This is a genomic window from Dechloromonas sp. H13, from assembly GCF_009469615.1.
Classification (GTDB): domain Bacteria; phylum Pseudomonadota; class Gammaproteobacteria; order Burkholderiales; family Rhodocyclaceae; genus Azonexus.
The window spans coordinates 78,380-93,556 of sequence record NZ_SSXX01000003.1; the positions used below are offsets into that span (position 1 = coordinate 78,380).

Consider the following 15,177-nt stretch of genomic DNA (forward strand, 5'->3'; position numbering starts at 1 on the left):
GGCGGCACAGCGATACCGGAAAGAATGCGAAGTGGCCATTCTTCGGCCGGCTATCTCGCTTGTCGCGCTGAAACGCGACCTATTCCGAGGGGCTATCGCCTTCGGCCTCGGGGCTAAGTTTGTGAAAAAGCGCGAGCATGCCCAGTTGGCGCTCGGTCATGTCGAGGGCGGGGCGAGCCGGGTATGAGGCTTGGATGCGATGGTCCAGGTGAAATCGTTCCAGCAGCTTGCAGAAGGGGCAAGGTTCACCGCGGTGTGCCACGGTGCCGACCGCAACAATGAACTCGCAGCCGCACCCGGGGCAGGTCAGCACGGACAGCGTCGGTGCGCTGGCCAGCCAGATGCCATCGATATAGGAGACGAGGTTGAAGGCCCGGTCCAGGCTAATGCGGTAAGGCGGGAGCGTGGCGGCCTGGTAGGCGCGGTAGGCGAAGACCAGGGCTTCGCCGGCCGCGAGTCCCTGGTTGCGCAACTGGCGGTATCTGGCGCCAATGAGGCAGGCGTCGCTACGCAGAATGAGGTTGGCGCCGTGGTACCAGTCGGCCGAATCGGGGGCGCGTCCACGGGGGATGGATCGGGCATCGGGGAAGAAGAGAGACTGCACCTGGCGCGGCGGGATGCCGGTGATGAGGTGGATCGTCTTCAGCCGTGCGCCGAGCGCCGCCAACTGCTTCGCCAGTTGTATGGCGCGCAGGTGCCGGTCGCCGCGGGTCGGCATGGATAACGGTTCCTACCGCCGCCCTTCCAAGGGCTTGGGTGGATGAACGAGTGCCATGGGGCCTGCCAGCGGCCGCGGCGCGCTCAAGAGCGTCACCAGGTCGGCGCGCGGCGGGAACAGGGTCGTGTCGCCGACGTGGATCACCAGGGACCACAGATCGTCGAGGCTCAAGCTCCGGAGATAGTTGGCTTGCTCCGTGTTGAGCCCGTATCTGCAGCAGGTCGAAGCCATGTCATACTGAAGACCGGCGCGTATGACGACGAGCACGTTCAGGTTGATCCATTCGGCATCGGTAAGCGTCACGTGGCTCATGGTCCTGGTCTCCGGTTAGCCCTCGTGCGATCGGTGCCTCAGGCGTCGACGTCGGAAAGCCTCGTGGGCGATCCGGCGCGATGGCTTGCAGTGCGGGCGGAATGGATCAGAATAGTTACCCTGAACACTGTATGGCAATAGCACTTACAGGGTAGCGAGGGGTATCGGTCTTCTTGCCACACGCAAGGTCCGATCGAAGCCGTCGCTTGGGGAATCGCGCCGCCGCCGAGCGGATTCTGGCGACCACGCCGGGCGGGATGCAACGGTCGAATTCAGTGTCATGACGACATCGTGGAATGGCTGAAGGCCGGGCCGGGGCAATCGCCCCGACCCGGCTTTCAACGATCTATGGGATCAGGCCGCTTCCGCCAACCCTTTCCACTCATGGGCCGGCAAGTCGATCAGCCGGCCGCCCAATGCTTCGAACTCCGTCGCGCGGTCGTAGTCTTCGACCTCCTGACTGTAATGCGTCACCGCATTGACTAGGCCGTAGCCGGACAACTGGCCTTCGGCGATCAGATGGCGCAGCACGCCGGCACGCTCGTTGTCGTTCAGCGTGTAGCGCTGGGCCAGCACCTCGACCGTCTTCACCGGGTCGCCCACCAGCGGAATGGCGAGCGTCTTCTGCATCTTCTGTGCCGTCTGGCGGAAGGTCGCCTCCGACACTGCCGCCTGCACCACGTCGCGCACCTTGAGGAAGAAGGCCTTGTCGTCGGCGCGCAAGGTGTCGTCCTGGTAGACCTGGATGCGTTCATCCTCGCCACCGAGCGCGCGTCCCACGTGGGTCTTGCGCAGCGAGCGGTCGGCAGCGATCAAGCCATTGCTGCACACCAGCCGGAACAGCAGCGGCTGCACCGACAGCGTCCCCTGGCCGACCTCCGAGTTCGAGATCACGACTCCGGCCTGAACCACATCGCCGGGCGCCATCTCGTACTTCAGGCGTGGCGTGATGCACTTCAGGTACATCTTCGTCTCGGTCAGTTCGACCGACTCGAAGCGTACCTCGGGCAGTTGCTGCAGGATGGGGAGCACGCTCTCGGCCAGGTCGAAGTTGTCCAGGCGGCGGTAGCGATCCGACAACACGGCGCGCACCTGACCGTCCAGGGTACGCAGCATTCGCCGCTCTTCCTCGCTCTGCAGCCAGGTGTTCACATTGCGATCGAGCAGGGCCGGCTGGTCTTCGCGCATGCGCTCGAAATAGGCATACGGGATTTTCAGCTTGTCCGCCAGTTGGCGACGTGCCAGGGGTGTGACGCCGTAGTGCACCGGGCTGCCGCCTTCCTCGATGACGAGTCGGGTGCCCCCCAGATCGTCGGTGGCATGACGCACCAGCGTCGAGGGCACGATCAGGTCCTTCTTCGAATGCAGCTGGCGCTCCAGTTCCTGGGCCAGGCTGACGAGAGAACGTCCGTTTTTCATAGCAATCTCCTTGTCGGAAAAGAAAAGCGGAGACGGCATCACCCCTCGGGGGAAGCGCATCCCCGCCAGGGTCGATGACGGACCGGCGGTTGCCGGTCCAAAAAGGGCGCGAGAAATCGCGCCGGAACTCCAGGGCTGTCTTCGCGGTGCCGTGGGGGCGCCGCCTGGTGTGACAACTACCAGTGGGGCAAACAAATGGGCCTTTTCACCGTCACCGCCTGATGCAGTGCCGCTGAAAAGGCGGGTGCAGCCGACTGGCCGCACCCTTCATCAAATGTTCATGCCGCACGCGGCGCCTGGGCTTCCAGGCGTTGGCGCCAGACGTCGGCCCAATCGGTGCCGGCGTGCTTGGGCAGGAACACCCGCACCTGCCGCCGACCGGTCGTTTTCTCTTCCCGCTTCAACCGGCGCGCCAGCGCGAAGGCGAAGGCCTGGCCGGCGAAGTCGCCATCGGCGTCGTTGTCGGCATAGATACAGACCTTACGCACCGTGTCGGGCAGCCACAGCTTCTCCAGGTTGCCGGCGTTGAGGCCAGCCCAGACAGGTTTGCCGGTCGCCAGATGCAGGGCGAGGCCGGTCTCGATACCTTCGCTGATCGCCAGTTCCTCGGTCGCATCGAACAAGCGGACCGCGGCGCCGTTGATCCCGGCCGAGAGCACCTTCTTCGCATCGAGCGCCGCGAGCTTGCCGCCATCCCGCAGATAGGTCCGGTGCAGCGTCACGGCGTGGCCGTCGGCACCCTGAATGCAGGCCAGCATCGCCGGGTACTCGGCCACCTTGCGTGACTTGCCGGCGGCTTCCTTCTGGTAATAGCCGAGGGCAGGGTGGAAGCGCAGCACCTTCGGATACACCGGCAGGGCGAGACCCCGTCCGCTCAGGTAGCGATCGACTTCGTCGCCCACCGTCACCGGCCGGGCTTCAGTCCAGATGCGCTGGGCCAGCTTCTTCATGCGCTCGGCCGAAGGCTCGCAGCTTCGGGGCGGTGCCGTCACCGGCATCATTCCCAGGCAGCGCTCGACGTCACGCAGCGCGGTGTTGAAGTCCACGCCCATGGCGGCTTGCAGCAACTTGAAGCCACCACCCGGGCCGCACTGACGGCAGTGGTAGTTCCCCTCGCCGAACTTGTCGGTGTACTGGAACCGATCCGTGCCACCGCACAACGGGCAAGGCAGGTTGCGCCGCTTGAGGATGCGTTCATCCACGCCCAAGCTCGCCAGGATTTCCGTCCACCGGCCATGGGCACGCTGCTTGACCGCTTCGATGCGGGCCGCGTACTCACGATCCTGCATGGCAAGCTCCATTGTTGGCGGAACCCGCTTCGGCGACCAGGGCCACCGAATGGCCCGGCGCAGCACCCACCCCCACGGTGACCTGGAAGGCCTTGCCGTGCAGCAGGGGATACCTGCCCAGCCGCAATTCCTGCAGCAGCGAGTCCAGCGTCTGCACCGGATCGACCGAACGCAGGCGACGGATGAGGTCCGCCAGCGCGTCGCGGTCCGCGTCCAGGTCCGAAGCGAGGAACTGGTCGTTTTCGTCGATAAAGGACGAGGCCTGCCGCAGCGGTTCACCGGAGGTCTCGCCGGCCGGGATGTACAAGACACCATGGTGGCAGATACCCTTGTCGGTGACTTCGACGACCTTGCTGCCGGTGCGCAGGCGCACGGCCTCGCACAGGATCACGGTGGGCCACACCCAGCGTCCTTCCAACTGGACGCGGACCTGTTCGGACACCGCCTCGACCTGCACCGTCTCCTGATCCAGAAAGCGCACATGGCGCCACGCCCAGTGCTCGGAATTCAGGCCGATCCAGTCGAAAACCAGATAGCCCTTGGCCCGGGCAAACATCCAGCGCGCCGCGTTGTCGTCGTCCAACCAGTCGAGGGAGACCAGAGTCACCGCGCCGCTTTCGACGGCTTGGCGGGTGGGGGCTACGGCAACTTGCCGGACATAGCTTCGGTCGTCATCCTGGATCGGATAGTCGACGATCTCATCGAACAATTCGTCGGGCAGCACGTCGAGATCGTTCAGTAGATCCACATGACCCCAGGCGCGCATCGCCGCGTAATAGATTGCGACGAAGCGTTCGGGCGAAAGCTGGGTCTTGGCGACCTCCAGAGTCTGGCGCCAGCAGGCCTTCAACTCGGTATCGATCCGCTTTCTTTGTACGTCCTCGTCGATCAGCTTGTCGCGATCCGGCAGGCGCGCCATGAACTGGCGCGAATCCAGGTGCACGACATTGACCTCGTCGAACTGGCAGTAGTTGGGCTTCATGACACAGAAGCCCTGGAGGAAGACCATGGTGTTGTAGCTGAACTTGCCGTCTCGCGTACCGGTGAGGTGGACCGTACCCATCGGGCTGGCCATCGTCGCCAGATGCGCGGCGGCAAAGCGCCGCGTGAGCGGCTTGCCGTTGAACAGCACGTCCACCGGAAAACCCAGGCACAAGCTCTCGATGCGATTGCCCAGGTCGGGCAGGTCAACGCCGTGCAACTCGATCCGGGTACCGGCAACGGCTTCGGTGATGGGCTCCACCTCGATGGACGCCTTGGCCAGTGCCGCCGCGGTGTCGATATCGACCCGCTGATGCTTTGAGGCGACGATGCAGCGCGTGGCGGCGTACAGGCACTTAGAGAAGCCCACCCCGAAAGGGCGCTCCTCGGCACTGGTGGCCGCATCCCAACCCGACTCGTGAAAGCTCAAGAGCTTCTGAAAGTCATCGAGGCCTCGGCCATCGTCTTCCACCCGCAGCACCTGCGCCGTGGCGTCGTAATGGATCTCGATGCGCATCGCCCCGGCGCGGCGGGCGTTCTGCAACAGCTCGGAGACGAGCGTGAAGCGATCGGTGAAGGCATAGCGCTGGTTACTGAGCGCACCTTCCTCATTGATTCGAACCTGTATCTGCATGACATGCTCCATGAGTGCAGGCGGAACCCGATCCTGGCGGGACGGGCCCGCCAAGGGGGAAGAACACCTAGTCAGCCGACGGGGCGGACCGGTGGCGTGAACAACTGGCCGGCGGCCAGGGCCTCGATCAGGCTGTGCCCGAGGAACTCACGGGGCAGCAGGTGCTGGGCGCTCAGGACCCGGCCCTCGGCATCGAGCCGTTCGACCTTCAGACCTATCGGATGCCAATGCACCCGGTAGGCCAGCCAGTCGGCGCCGGCGATGACGAAGGTGCGGCCGGCCCGGCCAGTGAGGACTTCGCTTTCCTTGACCAGGAACTCGATGTCTTCCGGCGCCTGGACGGTCAGCAGGGACGGGGCGTCGTTCGTCATGCGCGTTTGGGTATGCATGGCGGCCTCCTCACAAGATGCGCGGCGTACAGGGCTGCTCGTCCTCGGGCGCGCGCCCGTCCGTGCGGCGGGTGGATGGATCGAAGGGCAGATCGTTGATCCGCGCCAGCGCCTCGCGGTCCGTCGGCGTCGCCGTCAGGCAATCGGCGTGCAGCCGTTCCCGCCGGATCTGTTCCATCCGTACCGCGTCTTCATAATCCAGGCGTCCGACGATGCCGTAGGCGACGAAGATCGCCATCAGGCACAGGACATCCTTGATAGTGGTCATGACGACTCCTTGAAAGGGGTGGGGCTTTCGCGTTGGCGACAAACCCAAGAAATGGAAGACGGCGTCAGGCAAACAGGTCGCCCTGCACCGCCATCCGCTTGATTTGCTCGTTGATCCACTGGGGGTTCTTGGCGAGCCGTGCCTCGACCCATTCAGGGTTGTGGACGACGGCCTCGCACACCCAGTCGGGGTAGCGCTCGAGCGTGGCGTTGAACCAGGCCTTCAGGCTGTGGCGGATGCGATCGCGCACTTCCTCCGCGTCGACCAGACCGCAGTAAGCGATCGGCGACAGCGGACTGCAGCCGACGACACGCAAGCAACTCACGAAGGAGAAGGGCATGCCGTCCTTCTCGCGCTCGCTGAACACCCAGCGCAGGGTGTCGAACTTCTCTTCCAGCGGCGTTGCGGGGTCGGCCAGATGGCTGACCTCCTGCAGCAAGCGCCAATGCAGGAAGACGATGTCTTCCTCGCTCCATTCGACGGGGACATCCTCGCCGTCGAGCAAAGCGTCCAGGGCTGCACGATCGGGGATCGCCGCCGGACGGTGACGCGAGGCGGCCGCCATGGGCGGCAAAACAGGGCCCACGGGCGTGGGACGGGGAACTCGGGGGGATACGCTCTGATTCAGCATCGTTGGCTCCAGGAAAAGATTGGAGGCAACGCGCACCACGACTGGGGGCATATGCCCCCGTGGGGTGAGAAACTGCCGGCCCGCTACGGGCGGAACGGCGCCATGGGAAGAAGCTCCAGGGCTGGCTTGAACGGGCGGTGAGAACCGCGGTGATCGGTATGCCAGCTACCGATCGAGGAAGGCTTTCGGGGGAGGGGCGCTTACGGAAGCTCGGAAGCGCCGCGCCCCTGCCTCGAAAACTTGCCTCGATGGCACGGGTGGACGGGCACCCTAATCGGTGCCGGCAAGATCGGCGCACGCGGCAGCGGCAAAGCCGATGGCATACGCGACAGACAGAAAACTCCAGGGCTTGCCTTGTTTGAATGCAGGGCCAGCTACTGCATGACATCAAGGTAGTGCGACCGGATGGCCAGGTCAATCCCGAAAAACAGTCCAAATCGGCCCCGATGCCGAAAGCCCCCTCAGGCCACGGCCATTTCCAGTGGCGAATGCGTATGCCGGCACGGATGATCGGCCCGAACGCGGTATTTCGAGGAGCACAGCATGTCGGAGATCCAGATCGTCAAGGTAGACCAGGGGGCCGTCAACGCCCGCATTCTCGCCAAGGAGGCCAAGGCCGATTTCCGACGCGTCGAGGCGGCCAGCCTGAAGATGCCGACGCGTTTCACCAGCGCCGAGGGCAAGCGTTTCTTTGCGCGGCTGTTCAACACGCTGCAGCTCAATACCCACTTCATCTCGGTGATCGCCCGCACGCGGCTCGAACACGAGGACGTCGCCAAGATCGAGGACACCATTCGAGCCCAAATGGACGCCGTGACCGCAAACCTCAACCACGCTATCGACGGCGCCGAAGCGCTATTCAAAGCGCATGGCATCACCAGCACGGCAACCTACGACACCGTGCCCCTGGATGTGGACGTCCATGTGCTGTCATCGATCGGGCGCCGGTTCCTGGAGGTGCTGGGCAAACTCGACCAACTGATGCCCTTGCTGCAGACCCTGGAGATTCACGAAGTGATCACCACCCAGGCGGTGGACGTCCAGCGTGCCACTCTCAAACGGGAGGTGCGCGACGTCGCCAATGGCGCACGGAATTTTGCAATGGGGCTGCGGCGGCGGATGAACGCCATGGACGCGCGCAGTGGCGACAGCCGTAGCGAAGGAAGCCGGCAAGATGCCGTCGCAGTGGGCGTAGTGAGTGGCGCGGACAAGCCCGGGTCGGACGGCGACCCGGCCGTCGTTTCGACGGAGGTGGAGGCCGCTGTACGGCTAGTGGAAGCCCTGGAAAGCACGGTGCCTTCAGTTGGTGATTAGCGTTGATTGCCGCAATCCCATCGGACCCGTTTGTCATGCGCCCCCGGTATCAACAACGATGATGATAACCAAAACCACATAAGAACCCCTGTTTCGATAGTCCAGTGACCGTCATTCTTGTTGAGTGAAAGGACAACACGATGGCGGTCAAGAAAAAAGAATCCGCCCGTCTGGCGAAGCGACTGGGGGGAAACCTATCCGGGCGGCGCAAACAGCTGGGATGGACACAGGAGATAGTCGCGGAGCGGGTCGGCGTCGATGCCGAAACCATCTCACGCATCGAGCGCGGAGCTCATTTGCCGTCCCTGCCGACGCTGGACAGGCTTGCGGTGGCGCTCCAATGCTCTGCGGGCGACCTGTTATCGAAGGAAGTGCCCGAAGAGGCCAGCGAAGCGGCGACCTTTGGCGCATGGATTTCCGAACTGGGGTCTGACGATCGGGCATTCGTCATGACGGTCGTGCGGAACTGTTGTGATTACTTGGGCAGCCGCTCGAAATAGCACGTATTCCCACCCATTGCGGGCGAAATGGACCGCCCGGCCAAAGTTCGTGCGCGAAACCCTCCGGACACTCTTCCCGCGGTCGGATACCCTGGCGCCCCTCGAAACCTTGGCTCACATCATGGCCCTATTCGCCATGGCGGGTTCGAGCCGGATCGGCTTCGTCAGCGATCCGACTTCTGGACCGCGACCTTGATCACGGCGTGCTGGAATGGTTTCGGCACCCGTGCCATCTCCAATCGCTGGCGGACGCGGCCTATTGAGGCAAGCACGTCCCGGAACGTCTTGCGTCGGCCCACGGGCCTCAATATCGTATCGACAGGTTCCACGTCGTCAGGCTGACCTGACCCCATGGGTACCCGCACCGCTCTCGTGGCGGCGTCGCAGTCGATACCTGCCTGTTGCCCGACGATCCGCCGTCGCGCGTGCTGCGCGGTGCCGGTGCGGATCGGCTGATCTTTCCCGACCCGGATGTCCTTGGCCGTCATGCGGTGGGAGTCACTTTCTTGCGCATCCTTCCATGCCGCGCGACCGGGGCGCCGGCGGCATGTCGTCGAGTTCTGCGTTCCCTATCGGCCCGCGCCATCCTGACCTAGCGCGGCCGCAACAGAGCAGGTCATGTCCTTTATCGGCACCCGCCGTGACGAGGCCCGATCATGCCCAACATCCGTACCAGTACCGCCGCGAAGGTGGCGGCTTCCAGCGCTCTTCCAACTACGCCTGTCGCTCCGGTTTTGACCCTGACGTTGCCCGAGACCGGCTTCCTGCGCCAGCCCCAGGTGCTGGCCTTCGTTCCCATCTCCAAATCAACGCTCTGGCGGCGCATCCAGGCGCGCACCTTTCCCGAGCCGGTCAAGCTCTCAGAGCGGGTGACCGTCTGGCGTGCGGAAGACATCCGCCGATGGATCGCGCAGCAAGGCCAGCCCGGGTGAAGGGCATGGGGATGAGCGGGGACCGGCTCGGCTCGCAACGGCGGCGTCGTTCGCGTATCGATCGGGTCGGCGCCGACCCGCCACATGCGTCGCGCGTGCGCTCATCGGTCCGGCCGGCCATTTCTTCGGCGACGGCGGCGCGCTCGGCCTGATGACGAAATCCCGCGCCTTTCCCGGCGTTTTCGCCTGGCTAAGGGTGCGTCGGCGCTCGAACATTCGAGCTCATGACGATCGAGAGATGATGGGAGAAGCAAGTCATGCAGGACAACGAGGAGATCAGCAAGCACTTCGAGAACGCATTGCAATCGGTCGAGATGCTCCGTGCCGTCATTGCCGGTGAGACCTACGAGGCGGTGGCCGTGCGCTTCGGCGTCTCACGCACGGCGGTCGAGCGGCGCATCAAATCCGTCGCGGTCCAACTTACCCAGGTGGTGGGCGTGGATGGTCTCAAGGAGGAAGGCGCGGCTTTCGTGCGGCGGCTGCGCCTGCATCGGGACGCCATCCTGGTCGCGCTGGAGGGCTTCGAGCCCCAGCCGCCGGTCGGCGCCCGTCCGGCGCGGGTATTGTCGGCGCCGGAGGTGGCCCAGGGCGCGGTGCGCATCAAGGGACGCACCAGTCGCACCTGGCATGACCTGGCCCTGTACTACATGCTGTTCGCCACGGGCCTGCGCCCCCTCGAGATCGCACGGATCGAGGTGCGCGACTACCTGCATGCCGATGGCAGCGTGTGCAGGGAATCGGAGCTGCGCGCCGACGCGGCGATCAACGGCAAACTCCGGCCACTGTACTTCAGCAGCAGCCGGCTCGACGATGCGCTGGCCGCCTATTTCCGCGAGCGTCTCGCCGGCGGGCATGGCCTGGGTGGGCCGGATATCTACCGTGGCTTGGACCCGGGTAGCCGATTATTCCTTTCCCCGAGCGGCGAGCCCTACAAGATCACGCCCAACAATGGCGAGCCGGGGCAGAACCGCTACGTCTGCCGGGCGCTGCTGGAGATCTACCGCAAGTTGTTCCGTTACGCCGAACTCAAGGGGTTGAGCACCCAGTCGGCGCGCCTCACCGTGATATCGCGGATGTATGAGCGCGGGGCCGACGAGGATCAGGTGGGCGCGATCCTGGGCATCGGCGAGCGCAGCGCGGTGCGGGAGCTGTTGCCCCGGCCCAAGCCGACGCTGGCGGAACTGCTCGATGAGTTGATTTGAGCTCGCCATGGACTCCCAACGCTTCGCCATCAAGGGCCGCGTGATCGGCGCGGACGATCCACAATTGCAGGAGGCGCTCGCCCATGTCTACGAGACACCCGAGCGGCCGAGATGCCTATGCGTGCCCGGCGGCGTGGAGATGTACGTGGCGCGGCATCGCCAGTTCGTGGTCAAGCGCATGCCGGACAGCGGCAGCGCCCACCATCCGGGCTGCCCCTCCTACGAGCCGGAGGTCCTGCAGTCCGGGCTGGGCGAACTGGTCGGTGAAGCGGTGCTGGAGTCGGAACCGGGCCGGGTCGAATTGCGGGTGGATTTTCCCTGGACACGGGTGCTAGGGCGCGGCTTGCCGCGCGGCGAACCCCAGGAGGTGGCGGAGATCGGCGTGCCGCGGCGGCAGATGACGTTGCGGGCGTTGATGCATTTCCTGTTCGAGCGCGCGGGCTTCAACCGCTGGAGCCCGGCGATGGCGGGCAAACGCAACCAGGGCGTGTTGCGCAAGTACCTGCTGGAGGCCGCCGAGGAGATCGTGGTCAAGGGCGTGCCGCTGGCCGAGCGTCTGTATGTGCCCGAACCCTTCAGCGAAAGCGCCAAGGCCGAGGCGGCACAGCGCCGGCGCGAGAAACTGGCCGTGCTGCGCCCCAAGGACGGGCAGACGCCGCTGGCCATCGTGATCGGCGAGTTCAAGGCAAGCGAGGCGACGAGTCAGGGCTGTCGAGTCTGGATTCGCCACATGCCGGATGCGCCGCTGTTGATCGCCGGCCGGAGTTGGGAGCGGATCGAGCGGGCGTTCGCTCCGCTGTTCGAGGCGCGCGATGCCGATACCGGCCACCCCGTCCGAGTGGTCATGGCCGCCCTGATCCGCGCCCGCCGTGAATACACCTACGAAATCGATGCGGCGAGTCTGATGCTGACCAGCGAGCACTGGATTCCCGTCGAGGGCGTGCATGAACTCCCCCTGGTCGACGCACTGATCGCCCAGCACCGCCGCTTCGTCAAGCCGCTGCGCTATGACGCCCGGAGTGCGGCGGCCTTTCCGAATGCCTTGCTGCTGGATGCCGGGGCGGCGCCGGTTCCGTTGCATGTGGTGAGCGCTTTCACGGACCCGAAAGAGCGGCTTTCCAAAGAAAAGGCAATTGCGGGAATCGGTGCGCAGGGCGCCTGGGTCTGGAGAACAGAGGAGCAAATGCCACCCTTCAGCCAAGCTGTAGAGTGGCGCTGCTGTCTTGGTCCGCGCTATTGAAGCTTCGCCTTGCACAAGCGCAACAACTGCGATCGGATATCAGCCGGCGAGGCCGACAGATCCACAGTAGCAAACCGGATGTCCTGACCCTGGATGACAACCGTCTCGTCGACCGCTTGGCCGATAGCGGGATGCAGCAACAATCCGCTCGCGCAATCTGCAAGCGAATCGCCGCGCCCGACCTGAGAACGCAGATAGGCGTAAATCTGGTACACATAGCCGCTGCGCAGAGTTTCCTCGCGATACCAACCATTCGTCACGATCGATGTGAACTTCGTATCGATCACGATCCGCCGCCCGGCTGCTGGGTGGTCGAGCACCACGTCGGTTCGCATTGTCGGCAGGATCTTGTCGATCCCAGCTGTCCTCTGCTCAATTTGCCACCCCAGCGTCCCACCGCACTGCACACGCCATCCTTGTGGGCTCAATACCACGTCGTAGAACCCGCCCACCGCCTGCTCGAATAGTCGACGCACCCACGTGACCTCGCGATCCGGCAAAGAGAGCACATTCGATCCAGATGCCTCAGTAGGTAGCGCGAGATCAAAAGCCAGCTTCGCGGCCGTCACCATGAACCTGTCGTCTGCGTCGTTTCGGCCAAAACGATCAGCGCTCATTTGGGCTCGCGTGGGCGCATCGCCAGACACGCCCATGGCCTTCATGCCACTCGCAAGTGAGCGGCAGCGATGGGCTATGTCCTTCCTCCGCACGATTCTGGAGATGGTTTCCAGGGCGGCTCGGACAAAGCGATTGCGCGGTGTGTCGATGGTCAGTTCGTCAAACCTACACGCCACCAATCCGCGATCCAGCAACTGATGGCGTTCGGTGGTCAGTACATCGATGCGGCCACGCACTCGATTCAGTACGGCATCCCAAGAACGATAGCCAAGGCTAAGACGCCGACGCTGCCGCACCTCAACCGCGTGGGCAAGGATCTCGGCGACCAGGTCTGGCAGATCGTCCGGGCTGTCTTCCAGACCGACCTTGCCGATACCGCGAGTGCGGAACAGGTCCGAGGCATAGAGCATCAGCAGCCAAAGGTTGCGCACCGGAATGCGTCCGATGAATCCCTCTGCGCTCGCGGATGTCCTCTTTGCCTGTTCTGCGACGGCGTTCATCACCAACCCTGCGTCAGCCGTGCAATCGCCTTCTGTGCCTCGTCGGGCGCGTCGAACCAGTATTCATCCAGCAGCGGGCCGATCTCCGTCTCCACAACCTGCTGGAACCACTTCTTGGTGTCGCCCGCTTCAAGGCGATGCGCTGGTGTCACGTAGCTGTGGCCAATTCGAAACTGCTTGCCAAGACGAGCATCAGCCGCAATCTGGTCGTTCAGCTCGGCGATCCGATGCTCGATATCCGCCACCATAGCTGGATCAACAGCACTCTCTTTGACCACCCAATCCCGCCACGCAGGGCCTAACCTTGGCTCCAGACCAACGAATGCGAAACGGCGACGCAGCGCGAGATCGACCAGCGCCAGAGATCGGTCAGCGATGTTCATGGTGCCGACAACATAGAGATTTTCCGGAATGTGGACGGGACGTCGTTTACCGTCTGCATCGGGATAGCAGAGCTCTAAAGCCTCATTGGGCGTGCGCTTCCCAGCCTCCAGTAGCGTGAGCAGCTCACCAAAGATTTGCGCAGGGTTGCCACGGTTGATCTCCTCGATCACCACGACAACCCTTGAAGAAGGATCTTTGGACGCAGCTTTGATCGCTTCCATGAAGATACCGTCCGCCAGCGACAACTTGCCGTCGCCAGTCGGGCGCCACCCTCGCACGAAGTCCTCGTAGGAAAGGTTGGGATGGAACTGAACCGCGCGGACCTTGCTGTCGTCCTTCTGCCCCATTAACGCGAAGGCCAGCCGCTTGGCCAGCCAAGTCTTGCCGGTACCCGGAGGACCCTGCAGGATCAGGTTCTTCTTGGTACGCAGCCGATCGAGCAGAAGATCGATCTCGGCCCGCTCAAGAAAGCACCCATCCTTGAGAATATCTTCAACAGAGTACGGAACGATCGGGGCTGCAGCTCGTACGGCCTCCTGTGCGACGTCATCGGCATCATCCTCGCCGTCATTCTCTGTGCCCGCGTCGGAAGTTGTTGCCTCGCTGGTGGGGTCCTTGTAGACCCACGCTTCCAGCGACAGCTCAGGGTAGGAGTGAACTGGGTAAGACGCTTCTTGGAAGCGTGGCTCCAGTGCGTCCATCACAGCAAGATAATCGGCCGAGTTGCAGCGTCTTTTCGGGCCGTGAAGGCCAATCGGCACGCCGAGCTTCTTACTGACGTAGACCTGAGAGTTGTGATCAAGGCTCAGGAATGCCCAAGGCCTGATCCAGTAAAGGCCGAACGTCAAGTTCCATGCGACGCCTCGGCGCCCGTTCGCGCTGTCGAAAGCCTTGGCGAACTCCTCGCGGGCAAGGTCATCGTCGGTATCTGCATACGCGATGCCCGCTGCGAAGACGCCCCAAAGCGAGTCGATGTGGTCGGTGGCGCGATTGATCTCGAATGGAAAGTACCAGGACTTCAAGTTGTTCAGCAGCGGGATGCCTTCGAACGTCTCTGGAACAGGCTCGTCGACGCCCAGGAATTTGGCCAACTCGGTCGCGATGATCTTGCGGTTGGAATCCTTGATGCCCCGATTGAACAGACCCATCGTCGTGAACGGGCAAATGTCCTTCACGAAGCCCGTGGTGCCATCCGCATACTTGTCCTCTGCCAGGTGACCGAGTCCGTCGACACGTACGGAGATATCCCGGATACCTTCCACGAGGGCGGCCCTGTTGGCGCGATACGTGAGCAGCTTGTCGGCGATCGCTTCGTAGAACTTTGTCCAGCCGAAGCGATGCGTGTCGGGTGCCGCTGTCCCGAAGCGTTCCCGCCAGTAGGGCGCGTTTCGGAAACGCTCGACGTCCTGTGGCTTGTTGTCGAATGCGAATGCGATCAATGCATCCGTCTTCCACTCACCAGGCAGAACACGCCAAACCGTCCCCCGGTGCGTGTAGAAGTACCACTCACGAACCGGCTCGACCTTTGTCCAGTCAACCTTGACGCGTTGGCCATCATTCAGGTTCTCGGTGATCGTGCCGATCGCCTTGATGGCCATCACCGACACCGCTTGTCCACGGCTTTCAAAGGGCAGCCCATTCTTGCGCGTGTACGACGACTTGACCGCGATCCGATCGCCTGGCCGCATTGATCGCACCACGTCCAGATGCTTGTCCTCGTAGCCGTTCTCCCAAATCCCCTCGGACAAAAAGCGTGGCAACTGGTCGTCGGTGCCCCCGTAGCTTGCGCCAACAAACCAGCTCGCTTGTGCGCTCGAGTTATCTGTTTTTGTGTTCATCGATGTCC

At 63.5% G+C, this 15,177-nt stretch carries 16 protein-coding genes; 5 read left to right on the top strand and 11 right to left on the bottom strand.

All coding sequences use genetic code 11. The features are described 5' to 3' along the window. Window positions 1-79: 79 nt before the first annotated feature. From GH660_RS08755 to GH660_RS08790, 8 genes are all read right to left on the bottom strand, one after another. Window positions 80-718 (bottom strand): FlhC family transcriptional regulator, encoded by a 639-nt coding sequence (locus GH660_RS08755; protein WP_153146287.1) that lies wholly within the window; start codon window positions 716-718, stop codon window positions 80-82. 12 nt (window positions 719-730) lie between these two features. Then, window positions 731-1,030 (bottom strand): hypothetical protein, encoded by a 300-nt coding sequence (locus GH660_RS08760; protein ID WP_153146288.1) that lies wholly within the window; start codon window positions 1,028-1,030, stop codon window positions 731-733. A 354-nt stretch (window positions 1,031-1,384) separates the two neighbouring features. After that, on the bottom strand, window positions 1,385-2,449 hold the full coding sequence (locus GH660_RS08765) for a DUF932 domain-containing protein (RefSeq protein WP_153146289.1): 1,065 nt from the start codon (window positions 2,447-2,449) through the stop codon (window positions 1,385-1,387). 278 nt (window positions 2,450-2,727) lie between these two features. After that, window positions 2,728-3,738 (bottom strand): toprim domain-containing protein, encoded by a 1,011-nt coding sequence (locus GH660_RS08770; protein ID WP_153146290.1) that lies wholly within the window; start codon window positions 3,736-3,738, stop codon window positions 2,728-2,730. Then, entirely contained in the window at window positions 3,725-5,353 is a 1,629-nt protein-coding gene (locus GH660_RS08775) for an ATP-binding protein (RefSeq protein ID WP_194266271.1), read from the bottom strand. The genes GH660_RS08770 and GH660_RS08775 overlap by 14 nt, the downstream gene beginning before the upstream one ends. Window positions 5,354-5,424: 71 nt before the next feature. Further along, a complete protein-coding gene (locus tag GH660_RS08780; protein WP_153146292.1) occupies window positions 5,425-5,742 on the bottom strand; it encodes a hypothetical protein in 318 nt (105 codons plus the stop codon). Window positions 5,743-5,752: 10 nt separating this feature from the next. Next, on the bottom strand, window positions 5,753-6,010 hold the full coding sequence (locus GH660_RS08785; protein WP_153146293.1) for a hypothetical protein: 258 nt from the start codon (window positions 6,008-6,010) through the stop codon (window positions 5,753-5,755). A 64-nt stretch (window positions 6,011-6,074) separates the two neighbouring features. Then, entirely contained in the window at window positions 6,075-6,575 is a 501-nt protein-coding gene (locus tag GH660_RS08790) for a hypothetical protein (protein ID WP_228276423.1), read from the bottom strand. 609 nt (window positions 6,576-7,184) lie between these two features. On the opposite strand from GH660_RS08790, the gene GH660_RS08795 reads away from it, so the two are divergent. Together GH660_RS08795 and GH660_RS08800 are read left to right on the top strand one after the other, a co-directional pair. Next, a complete protein-coding gene (locus GH660_RS08795) occupies window positions 7,185-7,955 on the top strand; it encodes an AcaB family transcriptional regulator (RefSeq protein ID WP_153146295.1) in 771 nt (256 codons plus the stop codon). A gap of 140 nt (window positions 7,956-8,095) precedes the next feature. Further along, window positions 8,096-8,455 carry a helix-turn-helix domain-containing protein gene (locus GH660_RS08800; protein WP_153146296.1) on the top strand — a complete coding sequence of 120 codons (360 nt, stop codon included), beginning with the start codon at window positions 8,096-8,098 and terminating at the stop codon, window positions 8,453-8,455. Between the two features lie 164 nt (window positions 8,456-8,619). Here GH660_RS08800 and GH660_RS08805 read toward each other — a convergent pair whose 3' ends face one another. Continuing rightward, on the bottom strand, window positions 8,620-8,943 hold the full coding sequence (locus tag GH660_RS08805; protein ID WP_153146297.1) for a hypothetical protein: 324 nt from the start codon (window positions 8,941-8,943) through the stop codon (window positions 8,620-8,622). A 168-nt stretch (window positions 8,944-9,111) separates the two neighbouring features. Here GH660_RS08805 and GH660_RS08810 point away from each other — a divergent pair, with 168 nt between their 5' ends. The 3 genes from GH660_RS08810 to GH660_RS08820 all read left to right on the top strand — a co-directional run bounded on the left by GH660_RS08810 (window position 9,112) and on the right by GH660_RS08820 (window position 11,829). Continuing rightward, window positions 9,112-9,387, top strand: a complete 276-nt coding sequence (locus GH660_RS08810) for an AlpA family transcriptional regulator (RefSeq protein ID WP_153146298.1) — start codon at window positions 9,112-9,114, stop codon at window positions 9,385-9,387. A gap of 257 nt (window positions 9,388-9,644) precedes the next feature. Then, window positions 9,645-10,589, top strand: coding sequence for a site-specific integrase (locus tag GH660_RS08815; protein WP_153146299.1), 945 nt, complete (start codon window positions 9,645-9,647; stop codon window positions 10,587-10,589). Between the two features lie 7 nt (window positions 10,590-10,596). Beyond that, on the top strand, window positions 10,597-11,829 hold the full coding sequence (locus tag GH660_RS08820) for a DUF1173 domain-containing protein (protein WP_153146300.1): 1,233 nt from the start codon (window positions 10,597-10,599) through the stop codon (window positions 11,827-11,829). On the opposite strand, the gene mcrC is transcribed toward GH660_RS08820, so the two are convergent. Further along, window positions 11,823-12,947 carry a 5-methylcytosine-specific restriction endonuclease system specificity protein McrC gene (gene mcrC / locus GH660_RS08825; protein ID WP_153146301.1) on the bottom strand — a complete coding sequence of 375 codons (1,125 nt, stop codon included), beginning with the start codon at window positions 12,945-12,947 and terminating at the stop codon, window positions 11,823-11,825. The two genes, GH660_RS08820 and mcrC, sit on opposite strands and share 7 nt — an antisense overlap. Next, window positions 12,947-15,169, bottom strand: a complete 2,223-nt coding sequence (locus GH660_RS08830; RefSeq protein WP_153146302.1) for an AAA family ATPase — start codon at window positions 15,167-15,169, stop codon at window positions 12,947-12,949. The genes mcrC and GH660_RS08830 overlap by 1 nt, the downstream gene beginning before the upstream one ends. Between the last annotated feature and the right edge of the window lie 8 nt (window positions 15,170-15,177).

Coding starts and splice junctions, on each gene's coding strand:
- GH660_RS08830 (WP_153146302.1), bottom strand. CDS start 15,169: ATGAACACAAAAACAGATAACTCGAGCGCACAAGCGAGCTGGTTTGTT.
- GH660_RS08805 (WP_153146297.1), bottom strand. CDS start 8,943: ATGACGGCCAAGGACATCCGGGTCGGGAAAGATCAGCCGATCCGCACC.
- GH660_RS08760 (WP_153146288.1), bottom strand. CDS start 1,030: ATGAGCCACGTGACGCTTACCGATGCCGAATGGATCAACCTGAACGTG.
- GH660_RS08790 (WP_228276423.1), bottom strand. CDS start 6,575: ATGGCGGCCGCCTCGCGTCACCGTCCGGCGGCGATCCCCGATCGTGCA.
- GH660_RS08785 (WP_153146293.1), bottom strand. CDS start 6,010: ATGACCACTATCAAGGATGTCCTGTGCCTGATGGCGATCTTCGTCGCC.
- GH660_RS08795 (WP_153146295.1), top strand. CDS start 7,185: ATGTCGGAGATCCAGATCGTCAAGGTAGACCAGGGGGCCGTCAACGCC.
- GH660_RS08770 (WP_153146290.1), bottom strand. CDS start 3,738: ATGCAGGATCGTGAGTACGCGGCCCGCATCGAAGCGGTCAAGCAGCGT.
- GH660_RS08815 (WP_153146299.1), top strand. CDS start 9,645: ATGCAGGACAACGAGGAGATCAGCAAGCACTTCGAGAACGCATTGCAA.
- GH660_RS08765 (WP_153146289.1), bottom strand. CDS start 2,449: ATGAAAAACGGACGTTCTCTCGTCAGCCTGGCCCAGGAACTGGAGCGC.
- GH660_RS08820 (WP_153146300.1), top strand. CDS start 10,597: ATGGACTCCCAACGCTTCGCCATCAAGGGCCGCGTGATCGGCGCGGAC.
- GH660_RS08810 (WP_153146298.1), top strand. CDS start 9,112: ATGCCCAACATCCGTACCAGTACCGCCGCGAAGGTGGCGGCTTCCAGC.
- GH660_RS08755 (WP_153146287.1), bottom strand. CDS start 718: ATGCCGACCCGCGGCGACCGGCACCTGCGCGCCATACAACTGGCGAAG.
- GH660_RS08800 (WP_153146296.1), top strand. CDS start 8,096: ATGGCGGTCAAGAAAAAAGAATCCGCCCGTCTGGCGAAGCGACTGGGG.
- GH660_RS08780 (WP_153146292.1), bottom strand. CDS start 5,742: ATGCATACCCAAACGCGCATGACGAACGACGCCCCGTCCCTGCTGACC.
- GH660_RS08775 (WP_194266271.1), bottom strand. CDS start 5,353: ATGCAGATACAGGTTCGAATCAATGAGGAAGGTGCGCTCAGTAACCAG.
- mcrC (WP_153146301.1), bottom strand. CDS start 12,947: ATGAACGCCGTCGCAGAACAGGCAAAGAGGACATCCGCGAGCGCAGAG.